The following is a 24,597-nucleotide window of genomic DNA, read 5'->3' as shown; positions in this document are numbered from 1 at the left end:
CGTTCTACATCGATGCGTCCCCCGAGGACTAAATGACAGGTTTCGTACATTCACATAGTTTCATGAATGATTGATATAACAGTATTCTTGCTAGCTTGTGCATTCATAATTTCACTTATCTTGAATAATAGTGCCGCAAGAATGCCGCAAATAATCAATTGTCCGGGCGGGGCAGATACATATGAAAGCGAAGACTAAGAGCCTTGCTTTTTTATTTTTGTGACTGCTAAACTAATGTGTGCTCTTTGGTCAATTGAACTTGACGGCCACATCTCTTTTTTTACCATGGCCTTCGTAATCCAATAAATACACGATTTCAGTATCGACTGCACAAAGCTCATACTCCCAACATCGCAATCGGTAATACATGTACTCGGTCTTGTCGTGTATATGCAAAATGGCCTGTGTTTAAAAGAACCTTAGTCACATTAAATTCATCCTTGACTAAATTCTCAAACCAATTCAAGTGACGAACATAGCTGTCCTTCGCTTCTGGATCTGCTTTGACCTCAAATAAAACAAGAGATTTACCTCTTTGCAAAATAAAGTCAATTTTCCGGGTTCCTTGGTGATTTCTAAACTGAGATAACTTGACGTCATTAGCATCTGCGTATACTACTAAGCTCTGATAAACTAAAGATTCCAACAGCTGACCAATTAAAGTTTGATTGAATTTACCGACATATTTCGGAATCTGATAGGTTTCCAATTGCTCACGGTTTACTCCTAACAATTTTAGCACAATGGCGGGATCAAGCATATAATGCTTTGGTGCTTTCGCTAAATTAGGATAGATTTTACCGGCAGCTAAAAATGGTGGAATTTCGTCAATAATATAGAGAATTTCTAAAGCTTCTCGATAACTCATTGCTGTTGGTTTACTTGGCGCCTCACCACTATTAGCCATTGCTGTGCTAATAATTGTCTGAAACTTTGTCGTTGTCCCAATGGCAGCCGCATATGCTTTCAGCCAAGCCACCAAGCTTTCAGGCTTTTGTATTTTAAACCCATTTTCTTCGAAATCATGCTCAATAATATTATCAATATAGCTCTGTAGTAATAATTCTCTAGCGTGTGGCGCTTTCGTTCGAATACCTGGAAAACCTGACTTAAAGATTTCATCCAAATAATTGTTAATATTATTATGGGTTTGCCCAGAAACTTTATCCTTTTTAGATAACTCAAATAAATTCTGAATGGAGATATATTGACTAGACATTCTTCGTTCTTCAATCGTATATGGCCGTAGCTTCATTCTGATAATTCGCCCAGCTCCACTATGAATTCGTGAATTAACACGAATACTACTTCCCGTAAAGAGAACACTACCGCTTGGTAATCCCCCATCAACTTGATGACGAACAAAGGACCAAAGTTCCGGGGCAAGTTGCCACTCATCTAATAGGACTGGCTTTTCATCCTTCAATATGACATCTGGATCGCCCTTTAACATTAATCGAATTGTTTCATTGTCCAAGCTGTATGTTGTCTTTGCTAATTGTAAACAAGTTTCAGTTTTTCTTATTCAAAGGTTGGATTTAACCAAAATCATATTTTGTGTTTTACCATTTTGCAGCCTCTCATTTTACTTTTTTGAAGGCCGGATTTAACCATTTTATAAGTTATTTTCAGATCATACTTACTCTGCCTATCCATAAAGAATCAATATTGGTTAGCCCCTCAAGCCCAAATAAAAGCAGCTATTCCTTCAGTTCACCTGAAAAATAGCTGTTTGAAATGATTATCCGTAAAATTAAGTATAGAATCTATCGGCAATAATTGATTATATTGGTTACTTTTTAAACAGGTGGTGACTCACTTAGTTTTCATATCAAATTTTTATCATCGTTTAAACATACGATCTTCAAGTTGCTTAAACATTCTAGTTGCTTCAAGCGTGTTTTGTTCTGGAGTTGTTTTAAGCATGTACCGCGTTGCAGGGCCATTCCCAACTTTCTGCAAACCCCATAACCCATTAAAGTGTTAATTAACTGGCGAATTTGGTATTCTGACTTTGTCTCGAATATTTTTGCCAGTTTTTTTACGGTGATACTATTACTATCAGCAACTATTTTTATTACCGAGGCTTCATCATCAGTCAGATCCAATCCGTCCTCTAAACTTGAGAGTAAATCAATTTTCCATATTCTTATTTTAGTAGACAATGAGCCAAGATCCACATCCGGAACATGTAAATGATTACGGGCAGCTGATTCAAAAATTCTCGGTCCACCACTACCCGCCTTTTCAGATATCCCTACTTTTCTAAAAAGAGTAGAAATGATTGTGTTCCGTGGTTGAGGGTCATTTCCTCTTATAAAGGAATCAATGCTTATTCGCGTGTCTCCGGGATTATAAAATTCGAAGTAACTCTTACGATCGACAATTCGAATTGGTGAGTGCGAATCATAGTATGGATGCATCAAGGAATTTACAAGAGCTTCCTTTACAGCTTGTCTCAAATCAGCTATATATGAGCCACGAGTTAATTTTTCGTCCTGGGAAAAGTAATCACGTATTCCTAAAGGAAGCTTTTCTATCACGATATGATATTATAAAAAGAATAAATATTGAGGGACGGAAAATTCATATCACCACTAGACACCCTATCCTCCCAATCATTATCGCTATCATTTCGATACCGAAAATAATCAAGTTTAAAAAACGGGAAACGAGATGTGATGGCATTTAATTTTCCAAAAAATAAGAGGCCGCCTACGGTCATAAAATAATCTCTATTACTATTTGTACGATCAATTTTAAACACACCAATATCTTTCAAAAAATCCAAATCACTTGTATTAATCTTATCAGGATTATTACTCTTCTTAGCAAACTCCTCCTTGTACTTATGGACATCATCTAGGTTCAAATCATCAATTGTATAGTTGTATAATAATTGGTCATCAATAGAGTTTTGGGAATCAACAATAAAGTACTTAAATTGCTCATCAGTTACTCGCCGATCGCCATCGTCTGTTCTCACGAATGCATTTTCCTTAGTACCATTTAAATACACAGGCCTACTATAGCTCGTAGCCTTGGGAACATAAATACAAACAATAACTTTTCCGAATTGCTTATATTTAAGAACATTTTCTCCGTTATCCCTGATCAACTCGGCACTAACCTTTTCTCGATTATGTAACTGATTCCAAAATTCAGTTAGTATCGCTTGGAGATCATCAACTCCCACAACATGATAATGACCCTTTGGATTTTCCGAGATTCCTAGAATTATAGTGCCACCTTCCGTATTAGCAAAGGAACTGTACGTTTCCCAAAAGGTTTTTGGTAGACTATAATTTGCAGTCTTATATTCAATTCGTATATCCTCTACAGGATTTAAAAAATCGACAGATGAAAACTCAATGGCTTCCATAATTCACTTCACCTCATTTTTAACTACTCTCAAAAGATTATCAAACGATACAAATTGTAAACTCCGTTGAATCAATGTCCACTCAGATCCTTGATCAAATGCGTAAGCAACAGATAACCGATACTTCTGAAATTAACTCAATCATCCAAAATGTAAAATGGTTCGCAGTAATGATCACGGTATTGTTATCAATTTTGATTCAGGTAACTTTTTGTATACTACCCAATTAGCCGCGTATGAATATGATAAACAAATTCAACCAGTTAAAAACGAAAGTATGAAATCGAATTGGACTGTTAGTGCTAGCCTAAATGGAAATTACAATATTACCAGCTTTTACTCCGTAAACTTTATACTTACACTTATTACAGCACTAAGGAATAGTGAAATTGTTGAAAAGAGCTTTGAATAGGTGTTAAGCATTTGTAAAAAGAGACAATTAGATCATTACGCTTCTTCAAGGAAGATAATTCCTCAAGACAATAATTGAAGATCCCGTTAATGAATTGTTGTAAACTTTAAGCAGTTTCTATGTACTTTTACGTGAGAGGTGGTCAAAATGAAATTACCAAGTTCTGGAATTAACAATATTAAACCAATTTCTGAATTGCGCTCCTATAATAAACTATTAGACAAAGTAACCCCTGAAAATCCTGTCATTCTCACCAAAAACGGCTATGGTAAGTATGCCATTATTGATATTTCCGAGTACGAAAAATGCGAACGAACTCAAATCGCCAATAAATTAGTCCAAATTGTCGATCACGCTCGAAAGGGTAATTTGCATTCATTAAACGATGTTAAAAAGGAAATCATGAATCGATGATTTACATTCCAAGCCTCTATGTATGAGGCAAGGGATGATGTCCGGTTAATAGCAGCTTATTTAGATGATACATTTGCCAGGTCTATCAGCGGTAAAGTGCTATCAGAATTATTCGATCAGCTCAAAAACTTACGAAGGTCGGTAAGCATATCGAAACATTTGGAACAGACATCGGTTTGACCAGAGTCTATTATCTTAGAACTCCGAAGAACATCATCTTGTATGATATTAGCAACGTCAAATCAACCATAAATATTCTTTGCATTTTTGACAATCTCCAAGATGTTGTTATTCGGATAATACGGTATTTGATTAACTATAAGTCAAAACAATCCCTAAGTTCTTAAATAATTACACAAAGGCTTTCGATGGGGCCTTCCTGAAGCTTTCTTAGTTTTTCAGCAGCCTCAGTTACAAGAATAGATTTTTGCACTACCCCTAAACCGGTAAAAACAGGAAAAATAGAAAAAATATTACTATTCAGTAAACATTGAATTTGATATACTAATGCCACGAAATGATGAGGACTTAGAACGGCTAAAAATTATACAGTGATAACCGTTGGTGATTTGTCAACTGGGTTCGTTAAGAATAAACGAATAATGGTTGGTGAACAGCCGGCATTAATTGGTTGTGAAATATCATTTAATTATGTCCCGTTGAGTGAATCAACTCCGTTTGTCCATAGCCACAAATTTAATAAAGAGGTATATATCATTTTAAGTGATGCAGGCGAATTTATGGTGGACAATGAGGAATTTACTGTTGTGGAGGGAGCGATTATTCGGGTGGCTCCAAAGAGTGGACGTGCCCTTAAAACGAATGGTGCAGAGCCTCTTTTTTATCTCTATATTCAAGCACAGGAAATAGTTTAACGTAATCAACAAAAGAAGATGGAAAATTAGGTAAGGTAACAGCATCTTGGATGGAGAAAGGGGTACAACATGAAAAACAAGAAGATGATAACGATTCTAGTTGTAACCTTACTAATAGGTTCAGCACTATGCGCTTTAATCGGAGTGTTTTCAAATGATGGAAACGGTAGATACACCATCACATCCATAGATGGTCAAGCTGTTACCCTTTATGGGCTAGGATTATATAAACATGAGTCACTTTCCATGGCATCTCAGGTGATAGCTCAAGATTATGTCATTTTGATATTAGGAATTCCTGGGCTTCTGTTTTCGTTACTATATGCAAATAAATCACTAAGAGGAATGTTTCTACTTGCTGGCACCCTCGCATTCTTTCTATATACTTACATGTCTTATTCATTTGCAGCAAATTTCAATAATCTGTTTCTTGTTTACATTTTGCTGATGACGTGTAGTTTGGTAACTTTTATTTCTGTATGTATTGATATTACAAGCTACGGATTAAAGAATTGTTTTAACGCTGTTACAAAGTTGAATTTCACAGCAGGATTTATGATTGTTATGGGTACCCTTGTAGGGTTAATGTGGCTTGCAAAAATTGTACCGCCATTACTTTCGGGAACAACACCTGAAAGTTTGGAACATTATACTACCTTAATTATACAGGCGATGGACTTGGGAATTGTGATACCAGCAATGTTAGTAGGTGGGATTCTTACACTAAAAAAGAATCCACTTGGGTACTTTCTTTCCGTAGTTCTGTCTGTCAAAGCTCTGACACTGCTTGTGTCTATCACTGCTATGATGATTGGAATGACAGCAAACAATGTACCGCCAACCATAGTCGAAATCATTGCTTTTGGTACGTTTAACCTCATTGCGTTTGCAAATATAGTTTTTGCGATTAGAGGTGTTAGGCCTAATAACGTTCAGTTAACATCTCATTAAGGTTTGAAATAGAAAGAGAAAAGAACAATGATAATATAGTGTTAAACTAGGGGTTTCTAGATTCATGAGAATATCAGAAATGATTATATTAGGATTGTCAAATCATGCTCTTTGTATCTGCTATTGCTATACTGGGGCATCAATACTAAATCTTCTAGGGATAACAGATGCATCATTTCTTATTGGATTACTAAAAGCTTCAGGAGTGATACAAGTTATAGTCGGCTTAATAATCGCTTCTGGATTAATGGAAATTATGACATTGTGTTGTAAAGGCATCCAAAAACTAAGAAACCTAAAGAAGAAAGTAGATATGTCTTGGTAAGAGAAAGGACAGGATAATGAAATACTTAATATTATATGCAACAAAATATGGTGCAACAAAAGAAGTTGCAGAGAAATTAGATTCTCTTTTGGATGAAACAGACGTCATAAATATAAAGACAGAGAAAATTCCAGACGTGAGTATGTTTGATGCAGTTATTATTGGTAGTCCAGTGACGGCTGGGATGGTAAAGGCCAGTATAAAAGATTTCATCAACGCTAATAAAAATGAACTTATGACAAAACCTTTAGGAATCTATTTATGTGGATTACAAACGGATAACGAGGAAGAATATCTAGAACAAAATTTCCCTAAAGATCTCTTAGCTCATGCGAAAACGAAATCATGTGTCGGAGGAATTTACGACCCGAACAAATGTGGATTCTTTGCCAGAGTCGCTATTAAAAAGGTGGCTAAGCTGACAGAATATACAAACACTCTTGATTCAACTAAGATTAGTGAGTTTGCAAAAGCCATGACGGGCGTATAGAAAATGTCACTAAAAATGCAAAGAAAGAAATCAGACTAAAGATAAAGTCCTTCAAAATAAGCCAGCAAGTCCAAGCGGCTTTGCTGACCAATAAAGGTATTCTCATAAACTCGTCATGATTCTCGTCATGAATTTAGACAAGAACCAATCAATCTTTACTTTTTAAATGCTTCGGATAGTCTCTGACTACCCGGCATATCAACGTTCTACACCAATGCGTCCCCCGAGAGTCGAACTCGGATCATGAGGACCGAAATCTCATGTGCTATCCATTACACTAAGGACGCCTTACAAACATTTATTATAGTTGATTTTGCATATTAATACAACCATCAACTTTATGAAAATTCCCTGGCGACCCGGTCAGCCTGATCTTCTAAGTACCACATTAACTTGCTGCCATCCTTTTCAAAATCTGTTTGGAAAGAATCGCCGATTGGTTGGATTGTTTTGAGTAACTGGTTGTTCAAGCCAATAACTTGGATCTGGTTGCCCACTAATTTACCAGTATCGTAGTGACCCTCTTCGGCTTCATCCAAATATCCCTGAAAGGCATCCTCAATTACTTGCTTCATCAGCCCTTCCCTGGTTGTTTCCGGGTGACGGGCTTTTTCAATTGCGAACTTATCTTCAAATTCACGCATGTTTTCTGGATAATCTAACGACATTTGATCACCTCATTTTATTTTCGACTGACAATATCTGATGAGCCACTTGCTACAGCGGCTAATCGATTCAAGCTTTCCATCGCCCATCTCATTAGTCTACCATTAATTATGATAACAGTTTATTTCTTGCAATTCACGCTCATTTAGATGAACATATAGTTGGATAATATTGTTACACCTTTATCAGATAACTGTGCAAGGCCGATTATTGTGCATACCGTCACTGGTAAAGTCCTAAGGCTGAAAATTTCAACCGGTAGCGTTTATGTACCGAGTTCTAATCACCTTACACTGCTCTTATTTTTAGAACAACTCATCCAAGCAGCAAGCTATGCATCAGTCTGGTAGAAAGCATTGCAAACTGAGTGCTTTCTCCCCATTAAACTTACAATCCAATGGCTATGAAATATTTAGTCCACCTAATGCTTCTAAACCGCTTGGATCCGCTCATTTTACAAGGAGGCATAGTCATCATGCAAACAGTTTCAGTAGCAGAATCTCGTCAATTAGATGATAAAACGATCAATCAAATTGGTATCCCATCCATGGTCTTAATGGAACGCGCTGGCCTTAAAATCTATGAAGATATGGTTCATAACGCCGATCTTGATTTAAGTCGCGTTTTAATTTTGGCCGGCACCGGTAACAATGGCGGCGATGGCCTAGTGGTGGCCCGCCTGCTGGCTACCCATAACTATAACGTGTCAATTCTCACAGTTGGCAATCCAGATCATGCCAGTCCAGACCACGTCAACCAGCAGAAGATCTGTGATTACTACCAAATCCCCAAAGTCTTCATGAATGCTGATTTCAATCAATACACGACTTTGGTAGATGCCTTATTCGGCAGCGGTCTTTCCAGAAATGTTGGCGGCGATTTTGCGACCGTCATTGACAAGGCCAATGCCGCAACCGCTAAAATTCACGCCATTGATATTCCATCTGGCCTAAACGGCGATACCGGCGAAGTAATGGGAACGGCAATCAAAGCCACGTCCACTTCTACTATCGCTTACGCCAAGCAAGGAATGGTCAAGGCTGGCGCCAACGCATACACCGGCAAGCTCTTTGTTGATGACATTGGTATTTACAAGGGCGATACATTTGATAATGAATAAATATTAACCTATTATGGTAGTAACTTGTTGTCGCTTTACTTTTTTAGGACAGCTGCGCAAAGCAGGGATCTGCACGTAAGCACCTTTGCGAAAAATCCCAAGCCCGGGGATTTCCCGCAAAGGAGACTTACGCTCCGATCCCTAACCGCTTTGCTCCGCTCACTTTTTTAGGACAGCTGCGCAAAGCAGAAAGCTCCGTGTAAGCACCTCAGCCAAAAATCCCAAGCCCGGGGATTTCTGGCTGAGGAGCCTTACACTCCGCTTTCTAGTCGCTTTGCTCCGCTCACTGATTTTTAGGAGGTGCCATTATGGCAAGTAAAAAGGACCAGGGATACATCAATGTTCACGACGTTGATCCAAGCATTATTGTTGACTTAAAGTACGCAACCACTGATAATTTCACTCATCAGGTCATTTATGACTTTGATCAAGCAATTGCCAGAATTGACACAGTCCATAAGCTAGCCGCCGCAAGCAAGGCGCTTAAGCCACAAGGATACCGCTTGCGAATTTGGGACGCTTATCGACCGATTTACGCACAGAAGAAGTTATTTGAAGTTTACCCTGATCCAGTCTGGGTTGCCGAACCTGATCCAAACTTCAGTCACCAAAAGGGAATTACCTTTGATTTAACGCTGACTGATCTAGCCGGTGAAAATGTTGAGATGCCAACCCCGTTTGATGATTTTACCGGTTTGGCAAAACGGCAACAATACGACTCGTGGACGCCGGCTGCCCAAAAGCACTACGATATTTTAAATGACGCAATGACAAACGCCGGCTTTAATGGCTATGAAAATGAATGGTGGGATTTCCGAGACGCAGACGCCGATGAATTCGGCCCGCTGCAAGTGGATCCTAAAGACTACTAATTCTATAGAAAACTAGGAGTATGAATTATGAACGTTGGAATCATTGGGGCGGGCCCTCGGGGGGTTATCTTAGCGTCCCAGCTATTAAATCAGTATAAGTACAAATCTAGTCAGACAAACGATTTAACCGTCACTTTGTTTGATCCTTATGGCATTGGCGGCCGGGTCTGGCGCAAAGACCAGTGGTCAGGATTAATTATGAACACTCCGGCAGACCAAATCACGCTATTTACCGATGCATCGGTCAATATGTCGGCCAAAGTATTCGACGGCCCTTCCTTATTTGAGTGGTCATCGAGTGCCGAAGCGCAAACCTATCTCAAGGATAACAACTACCCAGAAGAAATTATGACTGCGGCTGACAACCTTTCCGGCAACGACTACGCACCACGGATTCTATACGGCGCCTACATTAACTGGTTTTACGGTGAACTCCAAAGCCAGTGCCCGGTTCAAGCCAGCATTGAGCTGGTGAAGTCGGAAGTAATCGATCTTAAATATGATTCCAACCAACAGTTACTTGTTAAAACTGACGAACAACGGTATCAATTTGATAGCGTCGTGATGAGCCTCGGCCAACAAGACAATTACCTTAATGATGAGGAACAGCAATTAGCAACCTATGCTCAAGATAACAATCTGACCTATATTTCCCCCACTCATCCGGGCGATGCCGACCTCAGCAAGCTGCCAGCTGGCGAACCAATTATCATTAGGGGGCTGGGGCTAAGCTTTTATGATTATGTCTCAGAACTCACGCTTGGCCGTGGCGGCAGCTATATGAAGAATAGCGACGGAAGTTTATCCTACCAGCCCAGCGGACGTGAACCCCGAATCATCGCTGGCTCTCGTCGGGGGATTCCTTATTATCCAAAGGCGATTAGTGAAAAGGGCTACGGCGAACAAACTCAACCCGTCTTTTTAACCGATGAAAACATGGACAAAGCTTCCATTGATGGTAAATTACCGTTTTCAGAATTTTTGCGGTTATTACAATTAGATTTGGAATTGGTTTATTACCGTCTTTTAATTAATCAAAAATTTCCTAATGAAAATGCTAGTGAGTTTCAAGAACGCTTCGTTAAATCCGATAATCGGCCTGCTTTGCTAGCCGCATTTGGCTTTCAAGAAGAAGATATCTTTGACTGGGATTACATTGTCAATCCATTTAAAGACGTCCAAATTATCCGTACTGAAGATTACCAAACCGTACTAGTTAATTGGCTAGCCCGAATCATGCCGGACGCTGAAGCCGGATCCAAAACCGGGCCAACATCTTCTGCGCTTGAATTACTACGGGATTTTCGCCCAGTTTTTCGAAAGTTAATTGCCGATAACCGGTTCTCTAATGCGGATTATGTCAATGAATTTCTTGGTCAATTTAATTCGGTCATTAGCTTCCTGTCAGTTGGCGCACCAGTTCTTCGAAGCGAGCAACTATCCGCCCTCATCAGAAGCGGCGTAGTCACCATCTTAGCGCCTGGGATGCAGTTAAAAACTCAAAATGGTTGGTACGTAACCGCCGCGCCTAAACGTAATACCGATGTTTTCAAATCGGCTTCCTTGCTAGAGGCCCGCGTGCCAAAGCCTGATTTGGATATAACGGCTAACCCATTGCTTGAGAGCTTAGTTGATCAAGGCCTCGCCCGAATCAAAACCTTGAGAGTCGATAACCAAGACGTTGGTTTGGCAGCTGTTGATGTTCAAGTTAATTCAGATCAACTCGTCAATCAGGAAGGTGCGCGCCAAGAAAGCCTCTATATCTGGGGCGTCCCACTTGAAGGGTTACGGTTCGCAACAAATGCCAGCCCACGCCCCGGCGTCAATGACATTAATCTCCAAACTGCCGATAAAATTGCGGCAACCATCTTAGGATTAAAGCCCGCCGATAACGTGGCAATGAATTAATACAGTTTAACATCAAATCACAACAAACCGGCCTCCACTCCATTGAATTCGAGTGAAGGCCGGTTTGTTGTGATCTTTAAATACCACTAATCATCAGCCTTAGTCGGTTCAACTGCCATAAACGTTTTGTCCGGAATCCGGATCAAACTAAACCGATTAGCTTGCCGGCCAGCATGAAGACCAATGCCGTTAAACCAATTCTTCTTGTAAGTTGTCGTGACTGTCGCTACCCAAGCTTTTTGATAACGGTCGTCTAAATGATTGAGCCACTCTTTGTTCCACTTGTAAGTCTCGGCTTGCAAGTTTAGATTGCTTTTACCGTAAACCACAGTGGCACTTAGGCTATCAACCTGATACTTACGGCCTTCAACATAATATGTATAGTGTTGGATAGGATTTCTCCCGACGCCATTTTTAACCCGGACGTAATCAGACTGGTCGTTTTGATACTGAATAATCAACGGCTTATACTGATAACTGGTTGTGACGCGGCTCTTGTTCATTTTGGCAACATCTTGGAAAAATGTCGCGTAAGACATCCCCCATAGTACCAATAAAAAGGCAATTAATTCTGCGCATGAAATGCTGAAGTTATGCCATGTAAATGACTTTTTAGTTGTCACAATTAATTTAAGTCGGCGAGCTCGCATATCGTGAATCATCCAAACAAGATAGATTAACAATAAGAGCCACATTCCCATACCGATAAGGTTCCAGGCGGATTTCATAATCATTCCCCTTTTTAGTAAAGTGAGCGGAGCAAAGCGGTTAGAAGCTGGAACCTAAGGTATCTTGGCCGGAAATCCCGGGCTTGGATTTTTGGGCAAGATACCTTAGGTGCAAGCTTCTGCTTTGCGTAGCTGTCCTAAATAAAGTGAGCGGAGCCAGGCGTTTAGAAAGCGGAGCGTAAGTCTCCTTGGCGGGAAATTCCCGGGCTTGGAATTTTTCGCCAAGGTTCTTACGTGTAGCTTTCTGCCTGGCGCAGCTGTCCTAATAAAGTGAGCGGAGCCAGGCGCTTAGAAAGCGGAGTATAAGTCTCCTCGGGCAGGAATTCCCGGGCTTGGAATTTCTGCCCGAGGTGCTTATACGGAGATTTCTGCCTGGCGCAGCTGTCCTAAGCAGTGCAATGCGCTTAAAAACCGTTCATTATTCTCAGTTTACACTATTTTTTAATCAAGTGCGAAAAAAGGCGCTTCGGTCTAAAATGTAAGCGGTAAAATAAATTATAATAAACAAATGTCAATTATAACAACTTAAACATACGTTTTAGTGCTTAATTTAACTAAAGAGGCGATCAATATGTGTACCAGTTTAACTTTGCAAACAACCAACCATCATATGTTGCTCGGTCGCACCATGGACTTCCCGGTTCGAGCAGCCTGGCATCCAACGATTGTCAACGCAACAACTTATCCGACCGCTTTGGCTGGCAGGCGCCCGCTGAACTATCCATACATTGGCGGCGCCCGCCACGAAGGTGATCATGAACTATTAGTTGCCGACGGCGTAAACACTGCCGGCCTTATCTGCGCGGAATTGATGTTTCCAATTAAGGCCCACTATCAAGATCACCAAGTAGCTGACAAGCTCAACCTAACACCTCAGGATTTTCTCCCTTGGGTTCTCGGCGAACACGATTCAATTCAAGCGCTCAAGTCTGACCTAAACCACATTGCTTTAATTGGTAAAAATTGGTTAGCAGGCAACGAAGTCTTTGCTTTTCACTGGATTCTCGCTGATAAAACTGGTCAAACACTCATTGTTGAGCCAACCATCAATGGCCTTGAAGTCATTAGTGACTCGATTGGTGTCCTGACAAACTCGCCGACTTATTCAGACCATATTAAGCGATTCGCGCAAACTTTAGCTGTTAATTCAACATCGGCCGCGATGAGTCGCAAAGCCAATCAACTGGTATTAACCCAACGAATTCCTGCAGCCACCAACACGCCAACGTCGCGATTTCTAGAAGCGGCAATCATTAAATTGGGAAATGCCGATGCCCCTAATCAGTTTGCGGCTAGAAATCGACTCTTCAACACGTTAAATGCTGTGGCCATCCCTTACACACCATCCATGAACAACCATCCCAGTTTTAACTATACGCACTATATCTCAATTCTGGATGCAACCAATCAGACCTATTTCTTTCGATATCACGATTCCAACCAGGTCTTTAGCTTTTCATTGACACAGTTAATTAAACAATATCCACGGACAAACCAATTTTTAGCTTAGATATTTGGCCAGCTGCTTTTGGACGCCCTGTTCATTATTAGTCGCATCCGTTACTGTATCAACCTTTGCGAGTAAATCAGCCGCCGCATTTTTCATCGCAAAACCAATGCCAGCCGCTTGAAGCATTTCGTAATCGTTGCCGTTATCACCAAATGCCACAACGTCATCAAAGGATAGCTGCCAATCGTCTAATAATCGCTGAAGACCACTAGTCTTATTGACACCGTCGTTCATGACGTCCAAGCCGTTCATGCCGCTGGACGTAGCCGCCAGCCGGCCACTGAAATGGTGATTGAATTCATCTTGGCGCTTCGTGACCCCGCCGGCTTCCCAAGTAATGTCAATCTTATAAATCGAATCAAATACGAGCCGCAAGTCTGGCATCGCCTGCATATTCTCATAAAAATACCGGGAAGCTTGAAACCGCTTGGAGTCAGCTGGCAAGTTACAATAAGTCCCGTTTCTCCCAGCCAAAATAATTTCTGCGCCGGCAAAAAGAGGATCGCTTTCCAAATAATCCAATGCTTTGCGCAATACCAAATGGTCAATCACTTCTTCTTGGACAATCACGCCCCGCTCATCAACCACCAAAGCGCCGTTATTACAAAGATAAGAAATTGGCCCAGAAATTCCTTTAAACAGCCCAAGCAAATGCTGATATTGATTACTTCTGGCACATACAAAATGCATGTTTTTTTGGGTCATTTGATTTAATTGTTGTTGAAAGGCCACCTTGTCGAAGGTCCCCTGATCATTTAAGAAGGTGCCATCCATGTCACTTGCAATAACTTTAACCACGTTAAATCCTCCTGTTTCTGCTTTAGCAACTATCCTCTTCCATTCTACAATGCCTGAAAATGGTTTGTAAATTGATTTTAAATTTAGTATACTGAACTTGATCATACAACTTATCTGGGGTGCCTAACGGCTGAGAAAAACCCATCGAACCTGATCTGGTTAGTACCAGCGAAGGGAGCATACTTCCGTTGTATTTAAATGGATTAATTGCATTTAGATGACTTTTCAGCCAGGGTAAAACTTCACGTTTTGCGCTGGCTTTTTTGATTGCTTTGATAAGCGGCACACATTGACTGTTGTTGGAGTCAGCCCGCTTGGACAGCCTTTGAATTTTGTATGAAATCTGTATTTGGGAGGTATTGTTGATGGATAATAAAACACAAGCCAGCATGAATCGTCATCATCAAAGCAAATGGACTCTTCGAAACATTATCTTGATTGCTTTGATCGCAATTTTTACTGGAATTATTTTCTGGGGCGCCGGTTTCCTATATACTGCATTGACCGTTGCCCTTACACCAATTGGCGGCGCGCCATTTGCAAATGACCTATTAATGGGGCTCTGGTGTATGGCAGGTCCTTTAACCGGCTTTGTCGTTCGGACATTTGGCTCAGCGTTTGTTGGCGAATTTCTTGGTGCTGCCGTTGAAGTCTTTTTAGGCGGTCAATGGGGTGCTGGCGCCTTTATTTCCGGGATCGTCCAAGGAATCGGTTCAGAGTTAGGTTTCGCCTTTACCGGTTATAAGCGCTATGACTGGGTCAGCTTGAACGCTTCGATCTTTACGACCGTTATCGTCACCTTTGCTTGGGATATGATTAAGAACGGCTATAACAAGTTTGGGATCCCATTGTTATTGGCGCTTTTTGTTACCCGCTACATTTCAACTTTCATCTTCGGTGGCGTTTTAACCAAGATGATCGTTAAACTTTTGGACCGTAGTAACGCATTTTCGTTGTAAAGGACAGCTGCGCCAGGCAGAAATCTCCGTATAAGCACCTCGGACAGAAATTCCAAGCCCGGGAATTCCTGTCCGAGGAGACTTATACTCCGATTTCTAAGCGCCTGGCTCCGCTCACTACTATAAAAGGACAGCTAATCATGACTGACGTTTCAATTAATCATTTCACTTACGAATACCCTAAAAGCGAAGTCAAGGTTCTAAATGACGTGACCATCACTTTTAAGCACAACCACTTTTCCCTATTAACCGGCCCGTCCGGCAGTGGGAAATCTACTTTGCTGTATTTTATTGCGGGGCTTTATCCGCACTTCATCGGCAACGATGCGCTGGGAAGCATCAAATTTGGTGAAGTCGACGTCAAACAAATCCCCAGGAATCAAATCAGCCATTCGGTTGCCATGATGTTTCAAAACCCCAACCAACAGTTCGCCATGGACACTGTCATCCACGAGCTAACTTTTGTGTTGGAAAATATGCTGGTTGATCCCAGCAAAATGGACGAGATTATCAACCACGCCCTTGCCTTTTGCGGCATCGAAAAGTTACGGTCACGAGTCATTAACACACTTTCTGGCGGCGAAAAGCAACGCGTCGCATTGGCCTGCATCGTTGCAATGGACCCGCCAGTGATTGTCTTAGACGAACCGTTTGCCAGTATCGACCCGGATTCGCGGCTGGACTTGATCAAAAAACTCAAACTCCTCCAACAAGAACACGGGAAAACGATTATCCTGGCTGACCACGACCTAAACGATTATCAAGGTGTCATTGACGAGTTTTACTATCTTGACCCGGATTCTCACCAGATTAATTTATTAGCTGCACCAGCTGCTCAACACTTCTTCGATCAATTCAAGACTACGCAGACAATTAATAAACAAGTTGAGATCCCAGCCAAAGGGACGCCGTCAGTTATTGATATCAATGATTTTAAATTGCAGCCGCACCATTCACTGCTACTTGCGCTTGGCAAATTCAAATTCTACCAGGGGAAAACAACCTTAATCACGGGGGCTAATGGGATTGGCAAGTCGACATTATTTAACGCACTGACCAAACTATTACCATACGAAGGAACGATTGAATATTCGGGGAAAAATATTCAAAAGATTCGTCCCTTGTCATATGCTAAAAACGTCACACTTTTATTTCAAGATGCCGAAAACCAATTTCTAAACATCACCGTTAAAGAAGAACTTGATTTATCCCTCAAGAACCGGACTAATCAAGCTTATACCAATGACGATGTTGCTAGCATGCTCAAGCAGCTCAACATTGAAGGACGAGAAGATCAAGTCGTTTATTCTTTGAGTGAAGGGCAAAAAAAGAAGCTTCAGATCATTGAAATGTTAATCATGAATCCGCCCGTCCTGTTACTGGATGAACCATTTAAAGGGTTGGATTATCATTCACTGGAAGTCGTCGTCGGCTTTTTAAACCGGGCCAAATCCCAATTTCACCAAACCCAAATTATTATTTCGCATCAATTGTCCGGCTTAGACCCGCTGATTGACTACCACGCTCATTTCGCTGATCAAAACTTAACTTACCAGGAGGTTATCAAATGAATCCTGGATTAAAACTACTCCTTGTCATGGCGATTGCTTTGGAGATTTCATTTACGCAATCGCTGATTGTTAACGTGATTTTAATTATTGCCAGCTTTGGCTACATTCTTATTCATCGAATCAGCTTCAAAGCACTGCTAGGGTTGATTCTTTGGCCGTTCTTCCCAGCGCTTGGGTTATTTGTCTCCCAATGGCTGTACGGGACTGCCGGCATTCATTTTGCCTGGATTCTGTTCACCCGGATCTATGCTTATGTTTTCTTAGGGGCAACCTTTACGCTTACCAGTAGTATTACTGATTTGGCTCTCACCTTGGAGCAGGACTTTCGCTTGCCATCTAAGTTTGCCTACGGTGTCTTGGCAGCTTTTAATCTGATGCCCAAGATTAACGAAGAGGTTAAAATCATCAAAACATCGGCGCTAATGCGTGGCGAAGCCCTTCATTTTTGGTCACCTAAACTTTATTTCAAGGCGATCTTATCGTCCATTCAGTGGTCACAGAATCTAGCCGAAGCGATGACTTCTCATGGGTTCGTCGAAGATCAAAAACGAACCCACTACCGAGTCATCCGCATTACCGGCTTGGATTGGAGCTGGTTTATCGGCTTATTCGCGATCGTCCAGGGGTTGTTATTCTTCATTAGATATTAACGGCTTATATTCCTGAAATAACTGTTTTGCATTATAATAATGTTAAGACAGAAAGAGTGGAAGAAGGCGGTTAAATTGCGGGCAAACATGTTTGCATTTGTATTTGGGATCTTCGCGTTAGTCGTAGGCGCTGTTATTGACCTGTATGGGTTATTTAATCAGTTTTTGTCGCTGGATAGCGGCAAGACCGTTTTAGTTGGTAGTATTACTTTCTTATTAGGGTTAGCATTCTTGTCATTGCCCAACCGTATTGAACGATACCTTGGTGAAGCAGTAGTTTCCCTTGGCTTACTGTATTACTTCTATATTCAAACTAACAATCCGTGGGTCGCGCTGATTATTGTGGCCATTATCACGGCTGTGATGGAATATGGACTAAAGCATCGTTAATATGTGTGCCATTTGGGTTTTATTGCTATAATAGAGATATGGCAACATGAGGTTTATCAAATGGAGGAATTATAATGGCAGAACAATTTAGTACCCTTGCTGAAGAAATTATCAATTATCAAAAGAAAAATGACATGCCTGATACTGCGTTAGCATTTAACCTGCACATTTCCGTTGAACGCCTCCACGATATCAAATCGATGGAATCCGAACCGACTCCAGACGAAAAGCGCGTGATTGAAGCATTTGTCAGATAATCTAGCATTCAATTGGCGCTTTACCAATAAACTCCGATTTAACACTTGCTCACGATTGTTAGCTTGCCCGTGAAATTGATCCGCTCTCAACTGTCCAAGCCAAGCACTCATTTTTAGCACTCATTGATAATTTGTGTGGCAAAGACACTCAATAATTGACATAAAAGCGACTGGGACAAAAAGCGTTTTGCTCCCAGAATTTAACAAAAGCCTCCAACCATTTTCGGTTTTGAAATGGTTGGAGGCTTTTGTTAAATGACCGACAGCTGCCATTTGGCCCAGCTTTAAGCCAAGTATGGGCGGCGATTTAGGTTGTAATTACGGGTGGTTTGCTTCTTCCGTTTGGTTGTTCATCAACTAGACTCGCTTATTTGACCATTTATTAACGGGCTCCTTAGCCGACAGCCAGCACATTACATCATTTTAGCAGATTGATTGATATAGCCGGCCAAAGCGTGCTGCATTCCCTTATCATGGATGGTGATTTTTGCTTGACGCAACACTTTGGTAACAATCCCCCGCAATGCTTCTGGATCATTCATCTTTGCTGAAACAACTTGATCCGTCAGCTCTTTTTTGTGATCCGAAACGGTCCCTTTCCGTGCCTGGTGCCGCATTTTGATGACTTCATATCCATAGGACGTTTTAACTGGGGTCGTCGTATACTGGCCATCTTTTAGCTTAAAGGCAGCCGCCTTAAAGTTAGTGTCCAAAGATGAATTAGTGCTGTCAAACGATGCCATTTCCCCGCCTTTGTCTTTAGTAGCCGCATCGATTGAATACTTCTTAGCCAAGCTGGCAAACGATTTGCCAGCCGCCAATTGTTGAATTGCTTTTTCAGCCGTTGCTCGGCTACTGGTTAGAATTTGAGCAACCGAAACTTTGGGATGATAAGTCTTAAAATGATGTCTTAATAGTTTAGGTGTCAACTTAGTATTGACTTGAACAGCCGCTTTTAGCAGCAAACTTTCCCGAATCCGGTTCTTCAGCTGAGTGGCTGTCAAATCATTTTGCGTTAAAAAGGCTTTAAACGACATCCCTGATTGGTTTTGATAGCGTTGATATTGCCGCTTCACTTCCGAAGTCGTCACTTGCTTGCCATATTGTTGGTTAAGGGCTTTTTCAAGAATCATCTCTTGAAGTGTTTGCCTACCAGCCGCGCTATTCTTCATTCGATTATAATAAGCTTCTTTTGAAATATAATCCCCATTAATTGTTGCAATTGCCTGCCAACTACAACCTACAAGAACCAACCCCACTAAAACACAGACTAAACCAATTAGCCATTGTTTCATATCAAACAACTCCATTCCCTAAATAATTACCATTGATCGATCAACCGGTAGTCATCATAATATCATAACCCACGCACTACTTTTATGCCTTTTATTTATAAATTTACCCAAAGTTATGATTTTCTTATTATAAAATCAAGAAAATAAGCAAAACGTAAGTTAACTTAAAATAACCTTAAGCGTTAGATTAAACGATTTACTAATTACTCATTATCAATTATTGTGTGGATGCGTCACCAATAACAGATTGAGAACGGGGGAATGAGTGGTGGATGATGTACTATTTTTCTTAGTGTTCATTTTAATGGTGTTAATTGCGCTCATACTGGCAGTTGGTTTCCATGTTAAGCTGGCCCCAGTTGATTACGATGATTTTGGGGTAATTTTAGGTGGTGCATTGCTGGGATAACTGTTAATCACGATTCGGACTACCCGGCCTTATTTATCAAAAAATGCATTTGCCTGATATAAACTGACCCCAACACAAAAACACCTAGCCTAACCACCTTTGAGAAAAACTTCAAATGGTTAGGCTAGTTATTTTTTAGTGCTGGGGTCAAAGCCCCTTCATCAGAAAACACCTTTTGAGAACGACTCACGCTTATTGAGCCGTTAAGCCGCCATCTACCACAAATTCTGATCCAGTTGAGTAACTGGCGTCGTCTGATGCTAAGAAGAGGACCATCTTAGAAACTTCTTCCGGTTCCGCAACTCGCTGAAGCGGAATGGCTTTGGCAAATTCTTTAATTACAGCCTCGCTATCGCCTTGGTGAATCATCGGCGTCGAAATGACCCCTGGATGCACGGAATTTACCCGAATCCCGGAATGTGCTAACTGCAAAGCAGCCGCTTTAGTCATTCCCCGGACCGCAAACTTCGTATCCGTATAACCAATTGCCCCACCAACTAAGCCATTCATTGATGAAACGTTGACGATACTGCCGGCACCATTCTTTTCCATAACTGGCGCAACTGTCTTCATTCCTAAGAAGACAGACAGTTGATTGATTTGGAAAATCTTCAGGTAATCCGCCGTCGTGATTTCAGCAAGCGATTTATTAAAACTAATTCCTGCATTGTTAACTAAAATGTCGATTTTACCAAATTTATCAACTGTTTGGTCAACAACTTTTTGCCAATCATCTTCGCTGGCAACGTCTTGCTTGATAAAGACTGCGTTGTCCCCTAAATCATCAGCTAATGCCCGTCCTTTTTCCTCGTTGATATCCGTAATGACAACTTTGGCTCCCTCACTTACAAAGAGCCTAGCATGACTGGCACCCATTCCTTGGGATGCCCCAGTAATAATTGCAACTTTACCATCTAACTTAGCCATCATATACCTCCTTATCACAGACAACATTTTATCCATCTCTATTATATAAGATACTTATCTTTAATATAATTATTTTGACCAAAAATTTAGAACGTAATCATTATAAGTCCCAATTAAAAATGTGGGCCAAGCATCACTTGCATATATGCAAAATGAGCCTGTCCCACATGATTGTCACCTTTTATGGAACCACCGCTGCCACAGCGATGGTTTAGCAGCTTTGAGCGATTTTTTGCCGCCGCGCTGCTGTTGATACCGTTTCATCCCTTCTTTATAGGGATTACTAAATAGTTGGTTATATGATGGCTTAGAAGTCGTCGCTTGTGACAAAGGCTTGCCGCAGTTAGGACAAACCGTTTCATGACCAGTTAATTTAGCCCCACAGTAAGGGCAAAAGGCAAATTGTGTCCGCGTCATAATATTACCTCGATTACAACATTAACATGTTAAGGATGCTATCAGGACAGTTGATGGAACACATTAATCCACTTCATTTTCAGCCAGATAAGCTTTTAAGTAATCAAAAGCCATTTCACGAATTGTTTCAATCCCGACTTGTCTTGTCTGCTCCTCGCCTTCATCGTCAACATCCAACAGCGCCACTGTCAACAACCCGGTTTGAAAGTCCAGTGATAATGGATAACCCACAAAATTTTCTTCATCATTGGTTTCAAACCGAATAATTTTTTGATAGTTAATTGCTTGGCTGATAATGTTCACCATCATGTTGTCCGCGTCATCAAACGCCCGGTCGGCATTTAAAACTGGCAATGAGAAATGTTTAGCCGCCTGATTAGCCTGAACAAAGTTTTTTACAACTTGTAAATAATCGGCCGCCACAATCATTCGCCGAATATCGTCATAGCGGATCCAAACGTAGCCGCCAAAGCGACCATTCATATCGACAACCAACATTACCAATTCGCTATGATTGCTGGCAATGATCTGGCCAACGTAAAAATATCGACGCTGATCATTGGTATCGATAATCAGCCATTGTTGGTTATTTCGAAACTGAGTGGCCTGGGTTCTGAACTCATCAGGATCAGAAATAATGGTTTCATCAACGTGGTTAGCTGGCGTGATCAGTGACCTGGCTTCTTGTAGTAATTGTAATTCTGTTCCACCAAACTCAATTCCTCTAATATCATTAAATTTAATGACGTATTTAGGGCGTTTTGAAAAATCATACTTATTGATATTTTGAAAAATAACGCCATCTGGCTGAACTGAATCAATTAAACCTTCGTTATATTTCAAGTTATCCGTGTCTTTCGTTATAATCAGGGCCACTCGCTGATCGTCATGGAGGGTTTTGATTACTCGATCAAAGAGCGAATCGCTCATTTTAATCGGCATATCAAACGATGGATTAACCGTCATATGATGCATCTCATCAAAGGCAATCCGCTCCTTCATACTTGCCAAGTCGTAGCTGTCAGTCTCGATTCGCTTAACTGAACTAATCTTCAAGTAAACTTCTCCGTCTTGGAGACCATAGTCGTTATAAGTGACCATAATAAAATCCTTAGAACTCAAATATTGGATAATGCCAGTGTAAACAATATCACTGTCGTTTTGAAACGCATTGATCAATACCTCATCGATCTGTGCGGCTCGCAGCTTGTCATAAATGGTTTTCACGGTTGTCCCTTCTTTCTTGGTTGTGCTAAGTGGCGGTATTGTTTTACTGGGTGGGGATGGGGCATGGACACCCTAGGTCTATATACTTTTACTTTGGTGGATGGATTAGGCTACTTTGCTGAAACGCGCTCCGCTAAGCAGAAGCCTCCGCATAAGCATCTTGTGTTTGGATGCTTTTACTTTGGTGGATGGATTAGGCTACTTTGCTGAAACGCGCTCGCCAAGCAGAAACTTCCGCATAAGCACCTTGGCCAAAAATTCCAAGCCCGGGAATTTCTGGCCAAGGAGACTTATGCTCCAGTTTCTAACCGCTTGGTCTCACGCTCTCTACGAAATAGCATTCCTCACAAACTCCGCCAGCTTCTCACCGTGCTTGCCATCGCTCAATCCGACTAACAACTTAATTCTTGCCTTTTGGCCATTTAATCCCTGACACAAAATCATGCCCATTTTCTTTAACTGAATTCCGCCGCCCTCGTAATCATAGATTGCTTGCGCAACGCCATTATAACATCTGGATACTAAGACGATTGGAATGTGCTTGGCTAACAAGCGCTGGATTGCCGGTAAAGTTTGCGGTGGCAGATTACCCGCTCCCAAGCCTTCAATGACCAACCCATTTGTCGTTGGCTGGTTGATCGCATCAAATAACTCGCCATCCATTCCCGCATACGCCTTAATTAAAAAGACCCCTTTGACCACCCGATTAATGTCAGCGACTTCCGTTCTAATTAATTCTTGGAAGTATTTTGCTTTATTTTGGGTTACAATACCTATCGGGCCAAAAGTTGGTGTCCGAAACGTTGCCACATTGGTTGTATGCGTTTTGGTCACATACCTGGCTGTATGGATTTCATCGTTCATCACCACCAAAACGCCCTTGCCATACGATTCATCGGTAGCAGCCACTAGAATCGCATTTCTAAAATTGTACAGGCCATCAGAGCCGATTTCATTTGATGAGCGCATGGCACCAGTCACTACAACCGGAATGGTGTTGGGTAGCGTTAAATCCAAAAAATATGCCGTTTCTTCCAGCGTATCCGTTCCATGAGTAATCACCACGCCGTCAATGCCCTCATCAATGGCCTTCATAATCCGCTGCTTAATCGCAAGCATCACAGCAGGTGTCACGTGCGGGGACGGTAAGTTAAACATCTCGTCGGTAATCAAATTAATCTGTCCTTGTAAAATTACCTGTTGATCCGCAATTGGATTATCATCGTTTGGGACCACTTCGCCCTTTTCGTTTTGCGACATCGAAATTGTGCCGCCCGTATGAATTGCCAGAATTGTTTTCATAATATTGCTTAATCCTCCATTAGCCTGTTAATCCATACTATTGTACCGTAAAATAGCAGTCGAAACTTAATTTTCGTATTAAAAAAGGAGCCCGCCCATGCCAAAATCACAAAGATATTATCAACCACAAAATTCAAAAGATGCCATGAGAGAAATTGAAAAACTATTTAACAAATATAAAGACGCACCAATCACCCAAGAGCTGGTTGATTACCATCAGAACTTGGTTAACCGGCTGCAAACCGACATTTTAGCCGCCGCAGTTAAAGAAGGCGTCGCTGAACGGATCGATTCTATCCATTCAATGATCAGCGTCATGACTAAGTGGCTCCAAATTCGGTTAAGCGGCCAGCCTTACAACGGTAAAATGGCCCACTTCAAATTTGTAGCCAGTAACGCTAACCCTCATTTCAAACGCCAAATTCATAAGATGAAAGGTACTAGCAACCACCGAGCAAGTGGTCATTAATCGTTTCGCTGTCCAGTAGGTAAAACAATCGGTATAATTGACATGTTCAAACTTTGACTGAGGACAGCTACGCAAAGCAGAAACTTCCCCATAAGCACCTCAACCAAAAATTCCAAACCCGGGAATTTCTGGTTGAGGAGACTTATGTTCCAGTTTCTAGGCGCTTTGCTTCGCTCACTTTACCAGGACAGCTGCGCCAGGCAGAAAGCTACACGTAAGCACCTTGGCGAAAAATTCCAAGCCCGGGAATTTCCCGCCAAGGAGCCTTACGTT

General features: G+C 41.3%; 26 protein-coding genes, 1 tRNA gene and 1 riboswitch. Of the genes, 15 read left to right on the top strand and 12 right to left on the bottom strand.

Features of this window, described 5'->3' with window-relative positions:
* Positions 1 to 337 precede the first annotated feature (337 nt).
* From YK48G_RS09205 to YK48G_RS13545, 3 genes are all read right to left on the bottom strand, one after another.
* Entirely contained in the window at positions 338 to 1,477 is a 1,140-nt protein-coding gene (locus tag YK48G_RS09205; RefSeq protein ID WP_373300201.1) for an ATP-binding protein, read from the bottom strand.
* A 349-nt stretch (positions 1,478 to 1,826) separates the two neighbouring features.
* Entirely contained in the window at positions 1,827 to 2,543 is a 717-nt protein-coding gene (locus YK48G_RS13550) for an ATP-binding protein (protein ID WP_232365340.1), read from the bottom strand.
* Complete coding sequence (locus YK48G_RS13545) at positions 2,540 to 3,382, bottom strand: AlbA family DNA-binding domain-containing protein (protein WP_232365339.1); 843 nt, start codon at positions 3,380 to 3,382, stop codon at positions 2,540 to 2,542. The genes YK48G_RS13550 and YK48G_RS13545 overlap by 4 nt, the downstream gene beginning before the upstream one ends.
* Positions 3,383 to 3,941: 559 nt before the next feature.
* On the opposite strand from YK48G_RS13545, the gene YK48G_RS09195 reads away from it, so the two are divergent.
* The 4 genes from YK48G_RS09195 to YK48G_RS09180 all read left to right on the top strand — a co-directional run bounded on the left by YK48G_RS09195 (position 3,942) and on the right by YK48G_RS09180 (position 6,849).
* Entirely contained in the window at positions 3,942 to 4,208 is a 267-nt protein-coding gene (locus YK48G_RS09195) for a type II toxin-antitoxin system prevent-host-death family antitoxin (RefSeq protein ID WP_203630429.1), read from the top strand.
* 602 nt (positions 4,209 to 4,810) lie between these two features.
* Positions 4,811 to 5,083 (top strand): cupin domain-containing protein, encoded by a 273-nt coding sequence (locus YK48G_RS09190; protein ID WP_203630428.1) that lies wholly within the window; start codon positions 4,811 to 4,813, stop codon positions 5,081 to 5,083.
* Positions 5,084 to 5,152: 69 nt separating this feature from the next.
* Positions 5,153 to 6,034, top strand: coding sequence for a hypothetical protein (locus tag YK48G_RS09185; protein ID WP_203630427.1), 882 nt, complete (start codon positions 5,153 to 5,155; stop codon positions 6,032 to 6,034).
* Between the two features lie 341 nt (positions 6,035 to 6,375).
* A complete protein-coding gene (locus YK48G_RS09180; RefSeq protein ID WP_203630426.1) occupies positions 6,376 to 6,849 on the top strand; it encodes a flavodoxin domain-containing protein in 474 nt (157 codons plus the stop codon).
* A 215-nt stretch (positions 6,850 to 7,064) separates the two neighbouring features.
* On the opposite strand, the gene YK48G_RS09175 is transcribed toward YK48G_RS09180, so the two are convergent.
* Positions 7,065 to 7,136: transfer RNA gene (locus tag YK48G_RS09175), tRNA-Arg, on the bottom strand.
* 51 nt (positions 7,137 to 7,187) lie between these two features.
* On the bottom strand, positions 7,188 to 7,517 hold the full coding sequence (locus tag YK48G_RS09170) for a hypothetical protein (protein WP_203630425.1): 330 nt from the start codon (positions 7,515 to 7,517) through the stop codon (positions 7,188 to 7,190).
* Positions 7,518 to 7,990: 473 nt separating this feature from the next.
* Between YK48G_RS09170 and YK48G_RS09165 the strand changes: the two genes are divergently transcribed.
* From YK48G_RS09165 to YK48G_RS09155, 3 genes are all read left to right on the top strand, one after another.
* Positions 7,991 to 8,635: an NAD(P)H-hydrate epimerase gene (locus YK48G_RS09165; protein WP_373300200.1), complete on the top strand. Its 645-nt coding sequence runs from the start codon at positions 7,991 to 7,993 to the stop codon at positions 8,633 to 8,635.
* Between the two features lie 308 nt (positions 8,636 to 8,943).
* Positions 8,944 to 9,507, top strand: a complete 564-nt coding sequence (locus YK48G_RS09160; RefSeq protein ID WP_203630424.1) for a M15 family metallopeptidase — start codon at positions 8,944 to 8,946, stop codon at positions 9,505 to 9,507.
* 27 nt (positions 9,508 to 9,534) lie between these two features.
* Positions 9,535 to 11,415: an FAD/NAD(P)-binding protein gene (locus tag YK48G_RS09155; RefSeq protein ID WP_203630423.1), complete on the top strand. Its 1,881-nt coding sequence runs from the start codon at positions 9,535 to 9,537 to the stop codon at positions 11,413 to 11,415.
* Between the two features lie 86 nt (positions 11,416 to 11,501).
* Here the strand turns inward: YK48G_RS09155 and YK48G_RS09150 are convergent, their stop codons facing one another.
* Positions 11,502 to 12,143: an LVIS_2131 family protein gene (locus tag YK48G_RS09150; protein WP_203630422.1), complete on the bottom strand. Its 642-nt coding sequence runs from the start codon at positions 12,141 to 12,143 to the stop codon at positions 11,502 to 11,504.
* Between the two features lie 571 nt (positions 12,144 to 12,714).
* Between YK48G_RS09150 and YK48G_RS09145 the strand changes: the two genes are divergently transcribed.
* Positions 12,715 to 13,653 carry a linear amide C-N hydrolase gene (locus tag YK48G_RS09145; protein ID WP_203630421.1) on the top strand — a complete coding sequence of 313 codons (939 nt, stop codon included), beginning with the start codon at positions 12,715 to 12,717 and terminating at the stop codon, positions 13,651 to 13,653.
* Here the strand turns inward: YK48G_RS09145 and YK48G_RS09140 are convergent.
* Positions 13,645 to 14,451 (bottom strand): Cof-type HAD-IIB family hydrolase, encoded by an 807-nt coding sequence (locus tag YK48G_RS09140; RefSeq protein WP_232365338.1) that lies wholly within the window; start codon positions 14,449 to 14,451, stop codon positions 13,645 to 13,647. The genes YK48G_RS09145 and YK48G_RS09140 overlap by 9 nt on opposite strands.
* A 105-nt stretch (positions 14,452 to 14,556) precedes the next feature.
* A riboswitch (TPP riboswitch) is annotated at positions 14,557 to 14,646 on the top strand.
* A gap of 170 nt (positions 14,647 to 14,816) precedes the next feature.
* Between YK48G_RS09140 and YK48G_RS09135 the strand changes: the two genes are divergently transcribed.
* The 5 genes from YK48G_RS09135 (at position 14,817) to YK48G_RS09115 (ending at position 18,278) form a co-directional block, all read left to right on the top strand.
* Positions 14,817 to 15,410 (top strand): ECF transporter S component, encoded by a 594-nt coding sequence (locus YK48G_RS09135; RefSeq protein ID WP_203630420.1) that lies wholly within the window; start codon positions 14,817 to 14,819, stop codon positions 15,408 to 15,410.
* Between the two features lie 140 nt (positions 15,411 to 15,550).
* Positions 15,551 to 16,981 carry an ABC transporter ATP-binding protein gene (locus YK48G_RS09130; protein WP_203630419.1) on the top strand — a complete coding sequence of 477 codons (1,431 nt, stop codon included), beginning with the start codon at positions 15,551 to 15,553 and terminating at the stop codon, positions 16,979 to 16,981.
* Positions 16,978 to 17,631: an energy-coupling factor transporter transmembrane component T family protein gene (locus YK48G_RS09125; protein WP_203630418.1), complete on the top strand. Its 654-nt coding sequence runs from the start codon at positions 16,978 to 16,980 to the stop codon at positions 17,629 to 17,631. Before YK48G_RS09130 ends, YK48G_RS09125 begins: the two co-directional genes overlap by 4 nt.
* A gap of 39 nt (positions 17,632 to 17,670) precedes the next feature.
* On the top strand, positions 17,671 to 18,021 hold the full coding sequence (locus YK48G_RS09120; protein ID WP_232365337.1) for a hypothetical protein: 351 nt from the start codon (positions 17,671 to 17,673) through the stop codon (positions 18,019 to 18,021).
* Between the two features lie 74 nt (positions 18,022 to 18,095).
* Positions 18,096 to 18,278, top strand: a complete 183-nt coding sequence (locus YK48G_RS09115; RefSeq protein WP_203630417.1) for an LBP_cg2779 family protein — start codon at positions 18,096 to 18,098, stop codon at positions 18,276 to 18,278.
* A gap of 413 nt (positions 18,279 to 18,691) precedes the next feature.
* Here YK48G_RS09115 and YK48G_RS09110 read toward each other — a convergent pair whose 3' ends face one another.
* On the bottom strand, positions 18,692 to 19,573 hold the full coding sequence (locus tag YK48G_RS09110; RefSeq protein WP_203630416.1) for a peptidylprolyl isomerase: 882 nt from the start codon (positions 19,571 to 19,573) through the stop codon (positions 18,692 to 18,694).
* Between the two features lie 268 nt (positions 19,574 to 19,841).
* On the opposite strand from YK48G_RS09110, the gene YK48G_RS09105 reads away from it, so the two are divergent.
* On the top strand, positions 19,842 to 19,982 hold the full coding sequence (locus YK48G_RS09105) for a hypothetical protein (protein ID WP_203630415.1): 141 nt from the start codon (positions 19,842 to 19,844) through the stop codon (positions 19,980 to 19,982).
* 192 nt (positions 19,983 to 20,174) lie between these two features.
* Here YK48G_RS09105 and YK48G_RS09100 read toward each other — a convergent pair whose 3' ends face one another.
* The 4 genes from YK48G_RS09100 to YK48G_RS09085 form a co-directional block, all read right to left on the bottom strand.
* On the bottom strand, positions 20,175 to 20,909 hold the full coding sequence (locus tag YK48G_RS09100) for an SDR family NAD(P)-dependent oxidoreductase (protein ID WP_203630414.1): 735 nt from the start codon (positions 20,907 to 20,909) through the stop codon (positions 20,175 to 20,177).
* A 174-nt stretch (positions 20,910 to 21,083) separates the two neighbouring features.
* Entirely contained in the window at positions 21,084 to 21,326 is a 243-nt protein-coding gene (locus YK48G_RS09095; RefSeq protein WP_203630413.1) for a zinc-ribbon domain-containing protein, read from the bottom strand.
* Positions 21,327 to 21,389: 63 nt separating this feature from the next.
* Complete coding sequence (locus YK48G_RS09090) at positions 21,390 to 22,553, bottom strand: hypothetical protein (protein ID WP_203630412.1); 1,164 nt, start codon at positions 22,551 to 22,553, stop codon at positions 21,390 to 21,392.
* 327 nt (positions 22,554 to 22,880) lie between these two features.
* Positions 22,881 to 23,855 carry an asparaginase gene (locus tag YK48G_RS09085; protein ID WP_203630411.1) on the bottom strand — a complete coding sequence of 325 codons (975 nt, stop codon included), beginning with the start codon at positions 23,853 to 23,855 and terminating at the stop codon, positions 22,881 to 22,883.
* Between the two features lie 97 nt (positions 23,856 to 23,952).
* Here YK48G_RS09085 and YK48G_RS09080 point away from each other — a divergent pair, with 97 nt between their 5' ends.
* A complete protein-coding gene (locus tag YK48G_RS09080; protein ID WP_203630410.1) occupies positions 23,953 to 24,324 on the top strand; it encodes a hypothetical protein in 372 nt (123 codons plus the stop codon).
* The last annotated feature ends 273 nt before the right edge of the window (positions 24,325 to 24,597 follow it).

This window comes from Lentilactobacillus fungorum (assembly GCF_016860605.1).
GTDB classification, from domain to species: domain Bacteria; phylum Bacillota; class Bacilli; order Lactobacillales; family Lactobacillaceae; genus Lentilactobacillus; species Lentilactobacillus fungorum.
The sequence above is the reverse complement of the archived record's forward strand: the minus strand, read 5'-3'. Positions and strand labels throughout refer to the sequence as shown.

What these genes read in the sequence shown, in the direction of transcription:
- YK48G_RS09155 (WP_203630423.1), top strand. Translation starts at nt 9,535, where the DNA reads ATGAACGTTGGAATCATTGGGGCGGGCCCTCGGGGGGTTATCTTAGCG.
- YK48G_RS09130 (WP_203630419.1), top strand. Translation starts at nt 15,551, where the DNA reads ATGACTGACGTTTCAATTAATCATTTCACTTACGAATACCCTAAAAGC.
- YK48G_RS09120 (WP_232365337.1), top strand. Translation starts at nt 17,671, where the DNA reads ATGTTAAGACAGAAAGAGTGGAAGAAGGCGGTTAAATTGCGGGCAAAC.
- YK48G_RS09170 (WP_203630425.1), bottom strand. Translation starts at nt 7,517, where the DNA reads ATGTCGTTAGATTATCCAGAAAACATGCGTGAATTTGAAGATAAGTTC.
- YK48G_RS09180 (WP_203630426.1), top strand. Translation starts at nt 6,376, where the DNA reads ATGAAATACTTAATATTATATGCAACAAAATATGGTGCAACAAAAGAA.
- YK48G_RS09150 (WP_203630422.1), bottom strand. Translation starts at nt 12,143, where the DNA reads ATGAAATCCGCCTGGAACCTTATCGGTATGGGAATGTGGCTCTTATTG.
- YK48G_RS09095 (WP_203630413.1), bottom strand. Translation starts at nt 21,326, where the DNA reads ATGACGCGGACACAATTTGCCTTTTGCCCTTACTGTGGGGCTAAATTA.
- YK48G_RS09085 (WP_203630411.1), bottom strand. Translation starts at nt 23,855, where the DNA reads ATGAAAACAATTCTGGCAATTCATACGGGCGGCACAATTTCGATGTCG.
- YK48G_RS09125 (WP_203630418.1), top strand. Translation starts at nt 16,978, where the DNA reads ATGAATCCTGGATTAAAACTACTCCTTGTCATGGCGATTGCTTTGGAG.
- YK48G_RS09110 (WP_203630416.1), bottom strand. Translation starts at nt 19,573, where the DNA reads ATGAAACAATGGCTAATTGGTTTAGTCTGTGTTTTAGTGGGGTTGGTT.
- YK48G_RS09160 (WP_203630424.1), top strand. Translation starts at nt 8,944, where the DNA reads ATGGCAAGTAAAAAGGACCAGGGATACATCAATGTTCACGACGTTGAT.
- YK48G_RS09190 (WP_203630428.1), top strand. Translation starts at nt 4,811, where the DNA reads ATGGTTGGTGAACAGCCGGCATTAATTGGTTGTGAAATATCATTTAAT.
- YK48G_RS09115 (WP_203630417.1), top strand. Translation starts at nt 18,096, where the DNA reads ATGGCAGAACAATTTAGTACCCTTGCTGAAGAAATTATCAATTATCAA.
- YK48G_RS13545 (WP_232365339.1), bottom strand. Translation starts at nt 3,382, where the DNA reads ATGGAAGCCATTGAGTTTTCATCTGTCGATTTTTTAAATCCTGTAGAG.
- YK48G_RS09100 (WP_203630414.1), bottom strand. Translation starts at nt 20,909, where the DNA reads ATGGCTAAGTTAGATGGTAAAGTTGCAATTATTACTGGGGCATCCCAA.
- YK48G_RS09145 (WP_203630421.1), top strand. Translation starts at nt 12,715, where the DNA reads ATGTGTACCAGTTTAACTTTGCAAACAACCAACCATCATATGTTGCTC.
- YK48G_RS09135 (WP_203630420.1), top strand. Translation starts at nt 14,817, where the DNA reads ATGGATAATAAAACACAAGCCAGCATGAATCGTCATCATCAAAGCAAA.
- YK48G_RS09080 (WP_203630410.1), top strand. Translation starts at nt 23,953, where the DNA reads ATGCCAAAATCACAAAGATATTATCAACCACAAAATTCAAAAGATGCC.
- YK48G_RS09165 (WP_373300200.1), top strand. Translation starts at nt 7,991, where the DNA reads ATGCAAACAGTTTCAGTAGCAGAATCTCGTCAATTAGATGATAAAACG.
- YK48G_RS09195 (WP_203630429.1), top strand. Translation starts at nt 3,942, where the DNA reads ATGAAATTACCAAGTTCTGGAATTAACAATATTAAACCAATTTCTGAA.
- YK48G_RS09185 (WP_203630427.1), top strand. Translation starts at nt 5,153, where the DNA reads ATGAAAAACAAGAAGATGATAACGATTCTAGTTGTAACCTTACTAATA.